This is a genomic window from Sphingomonas sp. VDB2 (assembly GCF_047946695.1).
Taxonomy (GTDB): domain Bacteria; phylum Pseudomonadota; class Alphaproteobacteria; order Sphingomonadales; family Sphingomonadaceae; genus Sphingobium; species Sphingobium bisphenolicum.
Genome location: NZ_CP159615.1, coordinates 251,389 through 267,475 on the forward strand (window position 1 = coordinate 251,389; position 16,087 = coordinate 267,475).

Sequence of the window (16,087 nt, forward strand, 5' to 3'; positions counted from 1 at the left end):
TGCGGACGTAAAGTGTAGCCGTGAGTCTGCACCTCCTGATCAGGATGGAGGACGCTGGTGCTTTGACGATGCCATGTGACGATGCTTGCACCAGTAACGTTCAGCGGTTCGAGGTTTTCACCGGAGCCGGCCGGCGGCGGGACTGGGCGCCCGAAGTGAAGGCCGCGATCATCGCAGAGAGCTATTCCAAGCAGGAGACGGTCTGCGCCGTTGCCCGTCGGCGCTGCCTTAGCCCATCGCAGCTGTTCACCTGGCGGCGGCAGCTGCGCCAGCAGATGGAGGCCCGCGGCGTTGCGCTGCCAGTTGCCCCCACGATGGCGTCCGCGTTCGTCCCCGCGATTATCGAGGAGCGGTTGTTGATCAAACCTGCTCCCGCGAAGCGCCCGCGGAAGCAGGCGCGTGCAAAGGGCAGCGCGGTCGAGCTGGAGGTCGACAGAGGTGGCCGGGTGGGTCTGAACAGCGATCGGCATTGGATAAGTGGATCATCTGCCGGTTGTTTGCTCGCACTGCCGATATGGGGCGTCATATAGGGAGGGCGTAGCCCGACCGGAGTGACGCCCCATATCGGCGGGCATATTCATGCTGCCATCGCCACGGGCAGGTTGTCAAAATATGCTTGGTCCGGGGTCTTGGCGCCAAGGCTCGAGTGCGGCCTCTTCGCGTTGTAAAAGCTTAGATAACGACCGATCGATCCCCGGGCTTCGCTGACTGCGGCGTAGGCGCGGAGATAAACCTCCTCGTATTTCACCGAGCGCCACAGGCGCTCGACCACCACATTGTCGCGCCATGCGCCCCGCCCGTCCATGCTGATGGCAATTTCCTCCCGGTGCAGCACGCTGGTGAAGGCAAGCGAAGTGAACTGACTGCCTTGGTCGGTGTTGAAAATCTCCGGTTTCCCGAAGCGCGCGAGCGCTTCCTCCAATGCCTCGACGCAGAAGTCGGCCTCCATCGTGATCGACACCCGCCAAGCCAGGACCTTCCGGCTGAACCAGTCAACGATGGCCACCAGATAGACGAACCCCTTCGCCATCGGGATGTAGCTGATGTCGGTCGCCCAGACCGGGTTGGGCCGCACAATCGGCAGTTTGCGCAATAGGTAGGGGTAAATCTTGTGCCCTGGTGTCGGCTTCGATGTGTTCGGGCGACGGTAAATCGCTTCGATCGCCATCTTCTTCATCAGCGTGGCGACATGCTGGCGGCCGATCTCGATGCCTTCCTGCCGCAGCAGATCGCGCAGCATCCGACTACCCGCGAATGGAAATTCCAGGTGCAATTCGTCGATGCGCCGCATGACTGTCAGATCAGCCGCCGAAACCGGCTTGGGCAGATAATAGACGCTGCCCCGGCTGATCCCAAGCGTCCGGGCCTGCCGCGCGAGCGGCAAGCTGTGCGAACGATCGATCACCGCTTTGCGTTCGGCAACAGACCCGCCTTGCCGAGCGCGCCTGACAAAAAATCGTTCACCAGCGTCAGTTCGCCAATCTTGGCGTGCAGCGTCTTTACGTCGATCACCGGCTCGGCAGTGTCGTTCCGCGTCTCGCTGCCGAACACACCAGCGGCCCCTTCCAGAAGCTGCCCGCGCCATTGCGTGATCTGGTTGGGATGCACGTCAAACTGCTGCGCCAACTCGGCCAGCGTCTTCTCGCCCTTCACGGCAGCCAATGCCACCTTCGCCTTAAATGCCGGGCTGTGGTTCCGGCGGGGTCGTTTGCTCATCTCTGCTCCTGTCTCGCGGCCATACTGGCCGCCGTCAGGCAGAAAATCCACTTATCCCACTGTCCAATTTTGCCAGGCCACCTCTGACAGCGCGGCAGTGAAGATCGGCCGTGGCACCGTTGCCGGCCTCATCGCCGCAGTAATTGAAGCCCTTATGGCGACCCGATGATCGGACCAGGAGTTGGCACCAGCGTGATGGTAGCGACGCGCCCGGTGGATTTTCGCAAAGGGCCGGACGCCTTGGCCGCGTTGGTGAGCGCCGATCATGGCGGCGATGCATTTTCCGGCGTGATTTACGTTTTCCGGGCCAAGCGTGCCGATCGGGTCAAGCTGATCTGGTGGGACGGGATGGTCGCGCCGATCGCGCGGGCATAAACGAAGCCGCGCAGTTTCTTGGCCACCACGCGCGCGCGCTGGTAACTGGCTGGGTCTCAAGGCCCGGCGTGCCGAGGATGCGCGGGACGAAGCCCAGCTGCGACGCGGCGGTCAGAAGCGCCTGCATGCCGCTGCGCGAGCCATCGACGCCGACCGTGCCGATGACATTGCTGGCAGTTTCGGCTTCATCCTCGTCCTCTGCCACGCGCACGAAGACGATGACCGGGCGGGTGATGGCAGCGATGGCGCGCAGCGAGCGGACGAGCGTTCACGACGCCGGCCTGGCCGATGGCGGTCTCGGCATCCGAGATCAGCACCGGCGTATCGAACGGGAAGATATCTGCGTCGGCGTCGGACGCGGTGGCGATGAGGCCTATGACCGCGGTACTGACCACTGTCAGCGTGCGCGCCGTTCAACACTTCGGTAACGCTGATGCCATGCTTGAACGTCGTGTTAGCCATGGATGGACCTTTCTCTTGGCGATGAGGGGCAGGACGATGCGGGAGAGGCTGGCGTTGCTGGCTGCGCCCTTACGTCGGGCGTCGATCGCCAGCGCAGCCGAACCGGCGCGCTCGCCCGCGACTAGGCTGACGCGGGTCACGCGGATTCAATCCTCCCAGCAGGCGAGCGCCAGGACGGCGGCGAACAGGGGCAGGATGTTCGGCCCGGTCATGGGCTTGTCGATCAGGGTGGGGACGAGCGAGCCATAGTCGCGGCGGCCGACCAGCGTGCCGATCTCGGTCGAGAGGATGTCGCTGACCGACTGGCGGATATCTCCGTCGCCGTCGATCACGATGCCGCTGCTGCGGTGCATCGCGCTCATGGCTGGGCCTTGCCCGACAGGCTGCCGCCCGACTGGACCTTGTCATGAATATGATCGCGCGGGATGATGTCGTCCGCCTTCGCTCGCCGGTGGCGCTGATGTCGCCATCCACCCGCACCGGTCCCTTGATCTCAATGCCGGCGCTCGCTTCCACGCGCACGGTCCCGCGTTCCGGCAGGATAGCGGTCAGGAGGTGGTCGGCTTGGTCTTAGCCGATGACCGCGTCGTCATCATATTGGATCAGGTTGACATTGGGATAGGTCGAGGGCGGCGGATAGACGTTCGAATAGAGGCCGACAATGACCAGGCCATTGGCTAGGTCGCCTTCGGGCGCGAGCAACAGACATTGTCCGCCCTCGCCAGCAGCGCACCCTGCCGGCGCGCTGGGCGATTCAAGGCAGGTCGCCGGTGAGGATGTCGCCGCTGCGCACGGTGCACGTCGCATTGGCGGATCGACGGAGGCGATCGTGCCAAGGCGCAGCACTTCGCCGGCGGGGGCTTCGGGATCGAGAGAACAGGCCATGGCCGCGACCATGACGGCAAGTGGCTGGGGGCACTTGGGGACGGATATGGAGTAGCCGCCTGTCCATATGGAGGGGGCCATGCACCAGGGGACAGCTTGAACAGGGAGTTGGCGACTGCCAATGTTCGCGGAAGGAAACTCAGGCCTCGCGCGTTGATTATGAGCGTCGCACGAGTTCAAGAGTGAGGAGATCGATGAACCAGGAGGAGTTGATCGCCAGAATGCGGGGGCGCGTCGCCCTTTGTCGGAGGCTGGCTATCCTGACGACGGATCACCATACCGCTGACGCCCTGATTGCGATGGCGAATGAGGGCGAGACGGACGTTGAGCGCCTTCTTGCGGCCACAGCGGAAAAGGCGACAGGCGAGCCATTCAGCTTGGTGCCTTCAACAGGCAGAGCGTGGAACGAATATTCGACGTCCAACTGATCCAGTCCTCGGAACGCTTGATCGATTACTGAAATATTGCCCGTCCGGAACAGAAAGTTTCGCCTCTCGTTTCCTCCTGCACCATAATCGAGGAGGATGTGATGGCCGATCATCGTTATGACGACCGGGTGGTCGTTAAAAGGAGCGGAGCAGGACGAACGATTGCAATTGTGCTCATCGTCGCACTGGCAATTGTCGGCGTACTGTTCGCGACTGGATTTTGGTCAGCTGATGTGAAGGAAGGCGACATGCCGGAAGTCAGCGTGAAGGGCGGAGCGCTTCCCAAGGTCGATGTGGACAGCAAGGAAGTTGTCGTCGGCACCAAGAAGGAAGAGATCGACGTCCCGACCGTCGGCGTGAAGGATAATGGCGAGGAATAATCCAGGGTCTATGGAACAGGTTGCGGGGTAATCCGTTTTTTCAGCATCGGATGAAACCCCTGTCCCCCGCGATCATCCGCACCCGCAGGCCCCGTCAGAAATGGCGGGGCCGTTTTTGTGGACATCGCATTGATGGGTGCGCTGCGAGGCTACAGCCCCATTTCCCCTGACATAATTCCTACTAGGTCGTGAACCCATAAATCGCATCACTCGAACGTGGCGGATCGTTATTGATGATCGCGCAAGAGGGGCTATTCATTGGGCATGATATCGCGCATCGCCTATTGCCTCATATTCGCAATGCTTGCGGGCTCGTGCAGTCCGAGTTTTCCTGAGCCATCCGCCCAAGACCCTAGCCCTATTCTCGGTTGTTACGTCGCCCCAGATGCCCCGTGGTTTGTCATCGATGCTTCTACCGTGAAATTTGCCGGTGACGGAAAGGGTGTGTCCTATCGTTACGAACTGCCAAAAGTCGGAACAGTGCTTCGTGTGCCAATGGACGCGGCCATCGTTGATGGCCGTTTGATTTTTACGCCTTCGGAAGACCGCTTCTATCGTGTGTTACATACGAGCGCGGGACCAGTGGTTCGCGTTGCCTTCGGAAAGGAAGGCCTCCTTCGCGACTATCAACACAAATCTCTCGATGAATGCACGGGATAACGCGAAAATCCGTTTGGTGGATTACATCTTGCCCCTGAATCTGATTCAGCATCGGCATGAGCCGATATGATCTGACCGATTTCGAATGGCGCGTGATCGAGCCGCTGTTGCCCAATAAATCCAGAGGAGTGCCGCGCGTCGATGATCGGCGCGTTCTGAACGGCATCTTTTGGGTGCTGCGGTCCGGTGCGCCGTGGCGCGACTTGCCCGAGCGCTATGGGCCGCGCACGACATGCTACAATCGCTTCGTGCGATGGGGGAAGGCTGGTGTCTGGGACCGGATGATGGACGCCGTCACCGCTGCCCATGACGGCGACATCCAAATGATCGACAGCACCTCCGTTCGCGTCCACCAACAGGCCGCGACGGCAAAAAGGGGGATCGAGATCATTGTCTCGGTCGTTCCCGAGGTGGACTTACGACCAAAATCCACGCGGTCGTCGATGCGCAGGGGCTCCCGATCCGTCTCGGCCTGACCGCTGGCCAAGCTCATGACGGGCAGGTCGCGGACACGCTGCTCGACCATCTTGGCCCCCACACCATCGTGCTGGCGGACAAGGCTTATGACGCTGACCGCATCCGCGCTCTGATTGAGGAACAGGGCGCAACGCCCAATATCCCGCCCAAAAGCAACCGCCGCTGGAAACCCTGCTTCAGCAAGCGCCTCTACCGCGAGCGCAACCTGATCGAGCGGTTCTTCTCCAAATTGAAGCACTTCCGCCGCGTCGCCACTCGATACGACAAGCTCGCGGCCAACTTCCTTGCAATGGTCCAGCTTGCCTCAATGCGGCTGTGGCTCAGGGCTTATGAGTCTACGGCCTAATTGAGCCGCATGGAACGGATGAGTTTATCGGCGGATGCCTGATACATTGTGGCAAGTTGGCTGTGAGCGCGAATCGCCCCTTCATGATCCCCACGCGCAAGTGCCGCTTTAGCTTTCAGCTTCCTGTTGGGATCGCTGCAAGAGATAATCGAGATCTTCCACCTGGCCCATCGCTGCCTCCTGCGGTCTTCGGGTGGATCATATTTTAGAGGAGCATCGATATTAATGTCGGCGAGACGGTACGACCATGACAAACATATCGAGAGGATCAATCCAAACGACCCCGGCGCAAGGCGGGGCAAACGCAGGGGGCGTTTAGAGAGCGCCCATTGCCGAAGGAGGAGCGTGCAAACAAATTCCTCTAAAATTGTTACCAGAAGATTAATTTGTCTTCGATTGGAGCTTGTCTCTGACGGGCAACCTGACTGTCCGCAGCTGGATGCCAGAAATCGGCTCGTGACCGTCTTGGAAGGGTCGTCTCACACACAAATTAGCCATGGGTTCGATCTGACCGTGAGGGTCATTCTTCGGCTATTCTGAGGACTGGTTTGACGACCGTCCCATTTTCGCTTGCGATAATGGCTTCGTTGATCTCATCAAACTCAAAATGTCCAATCAACCGATCGAACGGGAAGCGACCCGCGCGATAATGGTCCATCAATTCGGGTAGAAAAGTTTGCAGGTCGCTGTCGCCGCCCAATATGCCCATGATCCTGCGCCCGCCGCCCATCAACGCCGATTCGTTGAACGTCAGCGTGTCGGCAGGGTCGGATGCGCCGACAAGGCCGGCAATGCCCATCGGCGCCAACAGCGACACTGCCTGCTCGATCAATTTGTTTACGCCGGTCGTGTCGAACGCGTAGCCTAGACCCGTCGGGCACAGTTCGCGGATGCGCGAAACGACATCGTCGCGGCCGTTGATCACATGCGTCGCGCCAAGCTCGCGCGCCAGGTCGAGGCGCATGTCATGGATGTCGATGGCGATGATCGGACTCGCGCCGGCAATCTTTGCGGCCATGATCGCCGCCATACCGACAGTGCCGGCGCCCCAGATCGCGATGGGAAGGCCGGCCCGCACCTTCATCGCCCGCAATATGGCGCCTGCGCCCGTCATCAGTCCGCAGCCGATGGGAGCAAGAATATCGAGCGGCACGCTGTCCATCGTGTCGGGCACGCGGACAACGTTGCGTTGATGCGCGATGGCATGGGTGGCGAATGCGGACTGGCCGAAGAAATTGCCGTTCATGGGCGCGCCGTCCTGGAACAGCGTGGCGCTGCCATCGGCGCGGACGCCGGACCAGTTATGCGGGAAAAATTCGTAGCAATAGGTGGGCGCGTCGACGGCACAACTGGGGCAATGACCGCAGGAGTTGAAGCTCATCACCACGCGGTCGCCAGGTCGCACGATCGACACTGCGCTGCCGACCTCTTCGACAATCCCGGCGCCTTCATGACCCAGTACGATCGGCAGCGGCACCGGGAGTTGGGCGTCGCGCACCGCGAGATCCGTATGACATATGCCGCAGGCGACGATCCGTACCCGAATCTCATCAGGCCTGAGCGCGTCGAGCGTGATGTCTTCGATAGCGAAAGGCTGGCTATTGCCGCGGCAAATTGCGGCCTTGGCTGATATCATGACAAATCCTCTTCTCGATCGCATTCAAAGCGTGTTGCCCGAATCATGGCCGCTAAGGTCAAATGATGTAAGGTAATTTTTTGAAATTTTTTGGCTGGCCGCCAGATGGGTCCCGATCATGCAAGCACCTGTGGGGCGGTGTCCTGGCTCTTCATCAGCCGCTGGAACAGAGTGATGGCGCGGTCGGCGGTGGCGGGCATGGGCAGGCGTGTAGGATCGGCGTCGATGATCCGCTGCTGTGCCTCGATCATCAGCTTGTCCTCGCGAAAGGCCTGTGTCGCAGTATCGATCATCAACTGTGCGATGGCCTCGTCCCCGAACCGTGATCCCGGCCCCCAGCTATAATAATAGCGCGACGTTCGCTCCCCGGTCGGGACCACCGCCTGACTGGTGAAATTGTCGAACAGGACCATATGCGCCTCGGCCGGCGCTTCGCCGTTGCATGCCTGCGCGGTCCCGGCCGGATACATAGCGGTGTAGAGCAGGAACACGCCGGGCAGCACGAAATCATAGCTGGTCCATATATCGACCCGATCATGCTGCGCCGCCTCGCCAAGCGGCGGGATGGGCGGCGATCCCTCGATCCAGCGCGACGATCGGACGCCTTCGGCGATACGTTCTATTTTGGGGCGGTTACGTGACCAGGCCTCGTCCGCGCCGAAGCTGCCAGCATGGACATAGGTCAGGTGGGTGAGATCGAGAAGATTGTCGTTGATAAGCTGATAGTTAGCATCATAATCGAGCTGCCCTGTCTTCAATATCCATGCCGGATCGTCCAGCGCCTTGGAGGGCGCAATGCGCAATGGATCGGCGCGATCTGGATCGCCCATCCAGACCCATACCCAATCATTCTTCTCACACACCGGATAGGCGCGAACGCAGGTACGCGGCGGCACCATGTCCTGCCCTGGTATCTCGTGGCACTGGCCCTCCGCGCCGAATAGGAAGCCATGATAGAGGCAGCGGATCGCGTCTCCCTCGACCCGGCCCATCGACAAAGGCGCGAGCCGATGGGCACAGCGATCCTCCAGCGCTATCGGCGCGCCATCCTCGCGCCGATAGAGGACGACCGGCTCACCCAGCAGCATGCGCTGCACAGGTGCGCGGCCGATGTCATGGCTCCAGCCGGCGACATACCAGCAGTTGTGGACGAGATTGGACATGATCCGCCGCTCAATATTTGATGCTGATTGTGGCGTAATATTCGCGCGGTCGCGAATAGGTGACGGTTGTGGCCCCCACCGCATCGACCTGCGTGCCGGTGACGATGTAGCGCTCGTCTGTCAGGTTTAACACGCCCAGCTTGAACTCCAGCAGTTCGTCGGCGCGGGTCCAGCGCAACGAGGCGTTGGCGATATTTTGGGGCCGGGCGATCAGGGCTGGCGTGTTGACGGCGTCGCGCGCCATGCGGCTCTTGTAGCTGTAATCGCCATGCACGGTGACCTTCCCGTCCGCAGCATCGAACAGATCGACGTCCGCACCGATGAAGGCGGTCCATTTGGGCGTATTCACGAAATGATCGTCGGTGCCGAAAGTGACGCCGGGATCAAGGTCCGTATAGCGCGCGTCGATATAGCCGATGCTGCCATTCAGGCGGATTTCGGGGATTGGCCGGGCGACCATTTCCAGTTCGACGCCGTCGATCTTCGCCTTACCGGCATTCTGGATGAAGGGGGAGATGCCGCGTACCACGGTAATCTGGAGATTCTTGTAATCGGTATGGAAGGCGGCGAGGTTGAGTTGCAGGCGGTGGTCGAGAAACTGCGTCTTGGCGCCGATTTCATAGGTGTCCGCCCGTTCGGGATCGAAGCGTGGCGCGACATTGCCGGGCGTCGGGATCGACAGGCGCGTGGTATAGCCGCCCGATTTGAACCCCTGCGCGAAGGAGCCGTAGAGCATGATATCGCGCGTGACCTTATATTCCGCGCCTAGTCGCACCGAGAAATTGTCATAGCTGTCGCGCCGCTCGCCGAGCGGATAGAGGCGGGTCGGGTCGGTCGGATCGGGCAACTGGTCGGGTGTGAACAGACCAAGCTTTAGCAGCGACAGGTTGAGATCGGACTGGCCCGCCGAGAAGCTCTTCTTGTCTTTGGTGTAGCGCGCGCCCAGCGTCAGGCTGAACTGGTCGGTCAGATTGATATTATTGTGCGTGTAGACGGCATAGGATTTATTGTCGTTCCGGTAGGGGCCGTAAAATTGCCCTAGCCCCTCGGACAGATAGGCATTTTCCAGATTCTGGTTCTTTTCGCGGAAATAATAAAGGCCGAAGACGGATTTCAGGCGTTCGTCGAACGCATCTATGTTGAACTGCAATTCCTGCGAGAATTGCTTTTCGCGCAGCCGCGCCAGAGTGGAGGCAATCATCATCGGCGCGCCATCGATGTCGTTGGCCAGATCCGCCCTGACCTCACGATAGCCGGTGATCGATTTCAGCGCGACATGGTCGGTCAGTTCGACGTCAACCTGTCCTGTCAGGCCCCAGGTCTTCACCAGCGAACGGTTGGCGCCATTGGCATAGGTCGTATCGATATCTTCGGTGATATATTGATCGCCGAATGTCAGGCGCGGGAGTGTGTTGGTAAAATTATATCCCGCCAGTCCCGGCAGTGCCGCGCGACCCGGTACCCCGCCGCCGCGCGGCCCGCAGATCGGCGCGAGGAAGGCAAGCGGTCCACCCGTGCCGAATAGCACCGGTGGCGCACTGACGCATGTATTATAGACGGCGGCATAGGTCGGCGCGGCGGCCATCGCATTGGTGTCGGTCGCGACCAGCGATACGGCGCCCGCTTCCTCATCCGCTTTGGAATAATCGGCGGCGATGCGCAGCGTCAGGTCATCGCTCGGTTGCCATTTCAGCTTGCCACGGAAAGTATAGGTTTCCGTCCCGCCACGGCGGTTCGATGTGTTCCGTGGAATGATGTTCAGATTATATTCGTCCGTAACGCCGGTGTCGCCGGGGAAGGGAATGATCTTCTGATAGCCTTTCTGGCTTTTGGTCGTGAAACTGATCTGCGAGAAGAGCGTGTCGCCTAATGGAATGTCCACTGTGCCGCGCAGGTCGAAACGGTCGCGACTGCCATAGGTGGTTTCGGCTCGCACACCGAACTTGTTTGCAGGATCGCGAGTCACGACGGAGATGGCGCCGCCGATCGTGTTGCGCCCGAACAAGGTGCCCTGCGGCCCTTTCAGCACTTCGATCCGTTCCACATCGAGCAGGTCGACATTGGCGCCGATCGAACGGGCGAGGATGACGCCGTCGAGATAGATGCCGACGCCCGGCTCCAGACTGGACGACACGTCATTCTGGCCGATGCCGCGAATGAAACCGGTCAGGATTTGAGAAGAGGAAAAGATCGGCGCGCTCGAATCCAGTTGCACATTGGGCGCGAGTTTCGACAGGTCGGCGACCGAGCTGATATTCTGGTTCTTCAGCCCTTCGGCGGTGACGGCGGTGATCGCGATCGGCACGTCCTGTACATTTTCCGCGCGCTTCTGCGCAGTGACGATGATTTCGGCGATGCCTGCGCTGTTTTCCTGCGCTTGCGCAGGCACGGCCGCCAGCAGCGGCAGCGCCACGGACGCCAGGATGGTGGAGGTCGATAATATGCTCTTCATGGTCCTACTCCCCTGCAATTTTCTTCTTGGATATTGGCAGTCTGGAAATTCAGTCGGCCTGGCTTTCCAGGTCCATCATGCGCTGAAGGATGCGGCGGCCTTCCACTGTCGTCGTGTCGCTGCGTATCATCAGTTCGGGCGGCAAATTCTCACTGCGCCCGATGATTTTTTCTATTTCCTCGGTGGCAAAGATATCTTCGTCCAGCACCGGCCAAAGCGCCTGTTTCAGCGCATCGACCTGCGGTTCGCTGGTGCCGCCCAGCGCGAAGAAATAGTTGGTGTCGTGCCGGGTAGCGGGCGTAACAGCATGGAACACCTTGGCGCTGTTGATGCATTCGCCGCCTCGCTCGCCATGGTCGGCGACGACGAAAGTGTCGTCCAGTCCGGCATGGAAGCCCGGAGCGAAGAAGGTCATGGCCGATACTCGATCCACCTTCCCGTCATAGCGACCCGCTGCCGCCATCAGCGGCGGGCAATCAGCGCCCTGCATGAAGCGGCGACTGCGGATCGTGCGATCGTCCACTTGCCGCTCTTCCGGCGTGCTGGCATTTTCGCTGGTGCCGATGCTGGTGCCATGGAGATAGCCCAGATGGGTAAGGTCCAGCAGATTGTCGTTGAGCAACTGGTAGCGACCCTTGACCGACACGAAACGGAAGGGCTTGTAGATATAGCCCGGCGCGCCAAAGCCCATATCCGCTTCACTCGGCAACAGGCTCTCGTCCGCCTTGTCCGGATCGCCCGACCAGATGAAGGCCCATAGCCCGCGTTCGACCAGCGGATAGGACGAGATGCGATAGACGGACGGGACGTTGGACTGACTGGGCACCTTGCTGCATCGCCCGTCCGGGCCGAAGGTGAAGCCATGATAGCCGCACTGGATCGAATCTCCGATCCGGGTAGATTCCCCCAACGGAAAATAGCGGTGCGGACAGCGGCCGCCGACCGCGACGGCGGTGCCGTCCTGCTTGCGATAGAGGACGACCGGTTCGCCCAATATCCAGCGGGAGAGCAGGCTGGCACCGATCTCTTCGCTGAAGGCAGCGACATACCAGGCGTTGCGCGGGGCGAAACTGCCTTGTTTGAACGGGTACATTGGTGGTTTCCCCCTTGTCTCAGGCCGGGACCGCGCGGGCGGCCAGCCGCCGGAATGCGCGGGATATATTGTTGAGCGCCCGATCGGGTGGGCCAACAATCTCGAAGCGTGCGACGCGCTGCGCCAGCGCGGTGAAGACGGCGGTGAGTTCCATCCGCGCCAATCCTTGTCCCGCGCAGCCGTGCGGGCCATGGCCAAAGCCCAGATTCTGCTTTTCGCGCCGGTCGATGCGGAAAGCGTCGGGTCGATCGAACTGGCGCTGGTCTCGATTGGCGCTGGCATAGGAGACGATGACCCGCGCGCCCTGCGGCAGGATCGTGCCGTCGGACAGCGCAACCTCGCCCGTCGTTACCCGCGCGAAATTCTGGAGCGGGGTTTCCATCCGTACGATCTCGTTTGCCGCGCCCATGGCGAGGCGCGGATCGACGCGCAGCTTGTCCCATTCGTCCGGATTCCGGGCAAAGAACCAGATGCCCGCCGCCATCGCGCTGATCGTGGTTTCGAACGCGGCGACGACATAGCCAGCCAGCATACCGATCGCCGTGTCGCGGCTAATGTCGCCGCGATGGGCCGCTGCGATCAGCTTGTCGGCAAAACCATCGGGCGTGACCCGGTTCTGATCGTAAATGTCCGCCAGCAGCGCCATCATCTCCTGCAAGCGGGTCAGGCCCGTTTCCATCCGCGCATTGGCCGGGCCGGCCGCATTCCACGATCCTTCGGCAAGGCGCAGCAGTTGCGAGCGGACATCCTCCGGCCAGCCGATCAGGTCCATCACCACGCCGACCGGCAGGTCATGTGCGAGGTCCGTCACCGCATCGAAATCGCCCATCGCGACGATCCGCTCGGCCAGCGCACTGGCACGGCTGGCGATCGTGTCGGCCACCGGCTTGAGCGCGACCGGCCCAAGCGCCTCCATGATGAGCCGCCGCCGGTCGGTATGGATGGGTGGGTCTTGGCAGATCAGCGCCTCATCCCAGGCGGCGTTGATGATCGGGTTGAGGCCGATGCCCTGATCCGACGAGAAACTGCGCCAGTCGTTAAGCGCCGCGCGCACATCGGCATAGCGGCCGATGAAATAGACGCCGCTTCGCTCTAGCCATACCGCCGATCCCTGATCGCGCAGCGCGCGGTAGGTCGGGTACGGGTCCAGCAACGTCGAATCGTCAAACAGGTCGATGGCGCTGGTCGGCGGCGGACCGACAGAAGTTTTCATGTCCATAGCGCTCACCTTATCCCCTGCTTGCCAGGTGACAGGATGTGATTGGGGTCCAGTGCCTGCTTGATCCGTGCGTTAAGGTCGCGGTTCGCCTCGCCATATTGCTGCGCCACCAGATCCATGGTGTTGACGCCGGTGCGATAGCTGGCCCAGCCGCGTTCGCCGAATCGGGTGATCATTTCCCGGATGCAGCCGTCCGCCTTCTTCTCCTCGTCCGGGTCGGACTTGTCGTAAAGGATGAAGACCAGGTGATGCAGTTCGCGCCCGCCGATTGCATAGGCGACCGAATAGTCCAGGCCGTATTTCCCCAATATCTCTTGCGCGAGTTCGGTCTGCTGGCTCGTCTCTGCGCCCTTGGCCGGGGCGACCGGGGCAAAGCAGCACATACCGCCGCCGCGCCAGCGCATGATGCCCTTTTCCTCCAGCGTCATCTGGCCGCTCATCAGATTCTTGTGATGTTCGAACCAGAGGTTGCCACCCATTTCCTTCTCGGTAAGCACTTCGCCGCCCGACGCCTCGAAGGCGCGGCGCACGATCGGTTCCACTGCGGCGATGATCTCGTCCGTTCCGTAAAGCGCGAAATAGGTGTTCCACATGCCCAGGCCCTTGGCCTTGGCGAAGTCGCGGATCACCGTGTCGGGCACCGATTCCGGCTTGTCCCAAATCTCCTCGCGGCGATGGAACATGGCCAGCTGATAGGCCGCGCCCATCATCAGCACCACATTGGGGATGAGGTTGCTCATGCGGAACGGGCGCATGGCGTCTACGATCTTGGCGACATCCGCCATCTCGCCATGACGCACCATGAACGGCTTGAACGCGGGCGGCTTGGGCATTAGCCAGAACCCCAATTTGGTCACGACGCCGAAATTGGACTGGGTGAAGATGCCGTCGACATAGGGGCCATAGCCCCATTTGAATGCCTGCCATGTGGTCGAATTCTTGACCGATCCCATGCCGGTGCGCACGATCGTACCGTCGGCCAGCACCACTTCCATGCCGCACTGCATGAAGAAATGATCGCCATAGGGAGTGTAGCCGACGCCGCGTTCCAGCGTGTTGCCCAGCGGCGATACGATCGGTCCCACGGTCGGCACGTCGATCCAGTAAGGCAGGTCATGTTCGACCAGATAGTTGTGCATATCCTGATAGGTGACGCCCGGTTCGACTAGCGCGGTGCCCAGGTCCGCATCGATCGCGATGATCTTGTTCATGCGCTTGAGATCGAGGATCATCTGACCGCTACTGGCAGGCGTGGCGCAACCATAGCCCATATTCTTGCCGGTGGAGACGGTCCAGAGCGGTAGCTTATACTTGTTCGCCACCTTCAACACCGCCTGAACTTCCTCGACGGAAGCTGGGGCGACCGCGCCGCTCGGGACATGTTCGTGGCGGGGGTCGGGGGTGAAGCTTTTAAGATAGGGCAGGGTGGTGTCGGCGTCCGCGAACACCCAGTCGGCGCCGACCACGGCTCGCAGTTCGGCGACCGCCGCGGCAAAAACACCCTTGTCGAGTTGCGCCGGCAACATGCGCGCGCCGTCAAGCGGGGAGGCGTGTGCCCCGGCGGCATAGGCCGCCGCGCCAGCAGCACCGGTGCGCAGAAGGTCGCGTCTGCTGAAACCGCTCATTGTTCATGCTCCCTGGGATCAGCCTTGGAAGCGTTGATCCATTGGGCGAGCCCCTTCAGCTCTGCATCGGAAATCTCGGTCTGGCGGAAAGCAGGCATGGCGGCGGGGCCGGTGCGGACGAACTGGACGACCGCTTCGGGTGGCAGCGCCCGTCCGCGGATCACCGGTGCGACATGTTGCCCGTGGCAATAGCCGCAGGTTGAGGCGTAGATTTTTTCCGGCGATCGCGGCTTGGGCGCCGCGCTGATGACAGGGCTACAAGCCACCGCCATCAATCCCGCCAAAACGCAAATCACCCCTGCCCGTACGCCATGATGGCGCCGGAGCCTTTTCCAGCCAGGCATCCCACTCTCCCAAACCGCCGGGGTACGCCCGGTCATGCATCAATATGAATCAGACAAACTGTCAGATTGATGGTGGGAATATCACAATCTTACAAAGTGTCAACTTTGATATTCGATGCCCTCGGTAGCAACCAGAATGGGGAGGGGCCGGCTGGAAATCTCGGTCGCATCGGAGCGGCTGACGCCTAGGCTCATCAGGATGCTCTGCACGATCTGAACCGGATATTCGGGGCTGTGGTGTTCGCGCAACATGGACGAGATGGCGGCTATGGTGGTGCCCAGGATAGAATCGCGACCGATTGCGCTACATGGAACAGTCAGCAGTCCAGCCTGTAGCCCTTCCACCACAGTCAATTCGGCCTGGCGGAATGTCTCGGCGCCAAAGATCACGCCATTGGCACTCAGGTTGATCATCGACCAGCCCCAGCGGGCGTCTTCTGCTACTTTGTTAAGATAAAAACGGATCGCCGCTGCGGCTTTCTCGCGCGGATCTGACAGGAGCGATACGGTCCGGGTCACCGCCGTCAGAAAATCATGCGTGACCTCATAGGTCACGGCTTCGCGAAGTTCGGGCATGCCGGTGAAATGATCGTAGAAGGTAGCGCGGGTGATCTCTGCTCGTTTGGCGATTTCTTCGATCCGTGCATAGAGACCGCTTTCGTCGCCGAACACGTCAAAAGCTGCGGCGACGATCTTGGCACGTGTTTTGGCCCGCCGAACTCTGCCTACCTCCAGGCGCCGCTCCTGATCCGTGACGGCTTTCGTCATGTCTGTCCCTAATGCCATAGTTTTCGTCCATAGGTTGGGTGGCACAGCGATGCAATTT

17 protein-coding genes are annotated in these 16,087 nt (G+C 60.9%); 6 read left to right on the plus strand and 11 right to left on the minus strand.

Annotated features, from left to right (window positions below):
* The first annotated feature begins 20 nt into the window (after nucleotides 1-20).
* Nucleotides 21-530: a transposase gene (locus ABT375_RS01235; protein WP_261935114.1), complete on the plus strand. Its 510-nt coding sequence runs from the start codon at nucleotides 21-23 to the stop codon at nucleotides 528-530.
* A 47-nt stretch (nucleotides 531-577) separates the two neighbouring features.
* On the opposite strand, the gene ABT375_RS01240 is transcribed toward ABT375_RS01235, so the two are convergent.
* Nucleotides 578-1,716 (minus strand): IS3 family transposase gene (locus ABT375_RS01240; protein ID WP_416463805.1). Its coding sequence is split into 2 segments (ribosomal slippage): nucleotides 578-1,458 and nucleotides 1,458-1,716, totalling 1,140 coding nucleotides; the frame shifts between segments, so codons are not numbered across the junction.
* Between the two features lie 165 nt (nucleotides 1,717-1,881).
* On the opposite strand from ABT375_RS01240, the gene tnpB reads away from it, so the two are divergent.
* The 3 genes from tnpB (at nucleotide 1,882) to ABT375_RS01255 (ending at nucleotide 2,678) form a co-directional block, all read left to right on the plus strand.
* The gene (gene tnpB / locus ABT375_RS01245; RefSeq protein ID WP_416463807.1) at nucleotides 1,882-2,091 is read left to right on the plus strand and encodes an IS66 family insertion sequence element accessory protein TnpB; all 210 of its coding nucleotides are present in this window, start codon (nucleotides 1,882-1,884) and stop codon (nucleotides 2,089-2,091) included.
* Between the two features lie 125 nt (nucleotides 2,092-2,216).
* Complete coding sequence (locus ABT375_RS01250) at nucleotides 2,217-2,519, plus strand: hypothetical protein (RefSeq protein ID WP_416463809.1); 303 nt, start codon at nucleotides 2,217-2,219, stop codon at nucleotides 2,517-2,519.
* 36 nt (nucleotides 2,520-2,555) lie between these two features.
* Nucleotides 2,556-2,678, plus strand: a complete 123-nt coding sequence (locus ABT375_RS01255; RefSeq protein WP_416463810.1) for a hypothetical protein — start codon at nucleotides 2,556-2,558, stop codon at nucleotides 2,676-2,678.
* 21 nt (nucleotides 2,679-2,699) lie between these two features.
* Here the strand turns inward: ABT375_RS01255 and ABT375_RS01260 are convergent, their stop codons facing one another.
* Together ABT375_RS01260 and ABT375_RS01265 are read right to left on the minus strand one after the other, a co-directional pair.
* On the minus strand, nucleotides 2,700-2,915 hold the full coding sequence (locus ABT375_RS01260; RefSeq protein WP_416463812.1) for a hypothetical protein: 216 nt from the start codon (nucleotides 2,913-2,915) through the stop codon (nucleotides 2,700-2,702).
* Nucleotides 2,916-3,123: 208 nt separating this feature from the next.
* Nucleotides 3,124-3,438, minus strand: a complete 315-nt coding sequence (locus ABT375_RS01265; protein WP_416463814.1) for a hypothetical protein — start codon at nucleotides 3,436-3,438, stop codon at nucleotides 3,124-3,126.
* Between the two features lie 529 nt (nucleotides 3,439-3,967).
* On the opposite strand from ABT375_RS01265, the gene ABT375_RS01270 reads away from it, so the two are divergent.
* Entirely contained in the window at nucleotides 3,968-4,246 is a 279-nt protein-coding gene (locus ABT375_RS01270; RefSeq protein ID WP_416463816.1) for a hypothetical protein, read from the plus strand.
* Nucleotides 4,247-4,962: 716 nt separating this feature from the next.
* A protein-coding gene (locus tag ABT375_RS01275; protein WP_416463817.1) for an IS5 family transposase occupies nucleotides 4,963-5,729 on the plus strand; the annotation gives its coding sequence in 2 pieces (ribosomal slippage) (nucleotides 4,963-5,275 and nucleotides 5,275-5,729; 768 coding nt in all).
* Between the two features lie 520 nt (nucleotides 5,730-6,249).
* On the opposite strand, the gene ABT375_RS01280 is transcribed toward ABT375_RS01275, so the two are convergent.
* The 8 genes from ABT375_RS01280 to ABT375_RS01315 all read right to left on the minus strand — a co-directional run bounded on the left by ABT375_RS01280 (nucleotide 6,250) and on the right by ABT375_RS01315 (nucleotide 16,029).
* Nucleotides 6,250-7,365, minus strand: coding sequence for an NAD(P)-dependent alcohol dehydrogenase (locus tag ABT375_RS01280; RefSeq protein WP_416463819.1), 1,116 nt, complete (start codon nucleotides 7,363-7,365; stop codon nucleotides 6,250-6,252).
* A gap of 116 nt (nucleotides 7,366-7,481) precedes the next feature.
* The gene (locus ABT375_RS01285; RefSeq protein ID WP_416463821.1) at nucleotides 7,482-8,528 is read right to left on the minus strand and encodes a Rieske 2Fe-2S domain-containing protein; all 1,047 of its coding nucleotides are present in this window, start codon (nucleotides 8,526-8,528) and stop codon (nucleotides 7,482-7,484) included.
* 10 nt (nucleotides 8,529-8,538) lie between these two features.
* Nucleotides 8,539-10,980 carry a TonB-dependent receptor gene (locus tag ABT375_RS01290; RefSeq protein WP_416463823.1) on the minus strand — a complete coding sequence of 814 codons (2,442 nt, stop codon included), beginning with the start codon at nucleotides 10,978-10,980 and terminating at the stop codon, nucleotides 8,539-8,541.
* Nucleotides 10,981-11,029: 49 nt separating this feature from the next.
* Complete coding sequence (locus ABT375_RS01295; protein ID WP_416463825.1) at nucleotides 11,030-12,073, minus strand: Rieske 2Fe-2S domain-containing protein; 1,044 nt, start codon at nucleotides 12,071-12,073, stop codon at nucleotides 11,030-11,032.
* Nucleotides 12,074-12,092: 19 nt separating this feature from the next.
* Nucleotides 12,093-13,286, minus strand: coding sequence for a cytochrome P450 (locus ABT375_RS01300; RefSeq protein WP_416463827.1), 1,194 nt, complete (start codon nucleotides 13,284-13,286; stop codon nucleotides 12,093-12,095).
* Between the two features lie 11 nt (nucleotides 13,287-13,297).
* Nucleotides 13,298-14,917, minus strand: coding sequence for an FAD-binding oxidoreductase (locus ABT375_RS01305; protein WP_416463829.1), 1,620 nt, complete (start codon nucleotides 14,915-14,917; stop codon nucleotides 13,298-13,300).
* Entirely contained in the window at nucleotides 14,914-15,183 is a 270-nt protein-coding gene (locus tag ABT375_RS01310; protein ID WP_416463831.1) for a c-type cytochrome, read from the minus strand. Before ABT375_RS01310 ends, ABT375_RS01305 begins: the two co-directional genes overlap by 4 nt.
* A 177-nt stretch (nucleotides 15,184-15,360) precedes the next feature.
* Nucleotides 15,361-16,029, minus strand: a complete 669-nt coding sequence (locus ABT375_RS01315; protein ID WP_416463833.1) for a TetR/AcrR family transcriptional regulator — start codon at nucleotides 16,027-16,029, stop codon at nucleotides 15,361-15,363.
* Nucleotides 16,030-16,087: the final 58 nt, after the last annotated feature.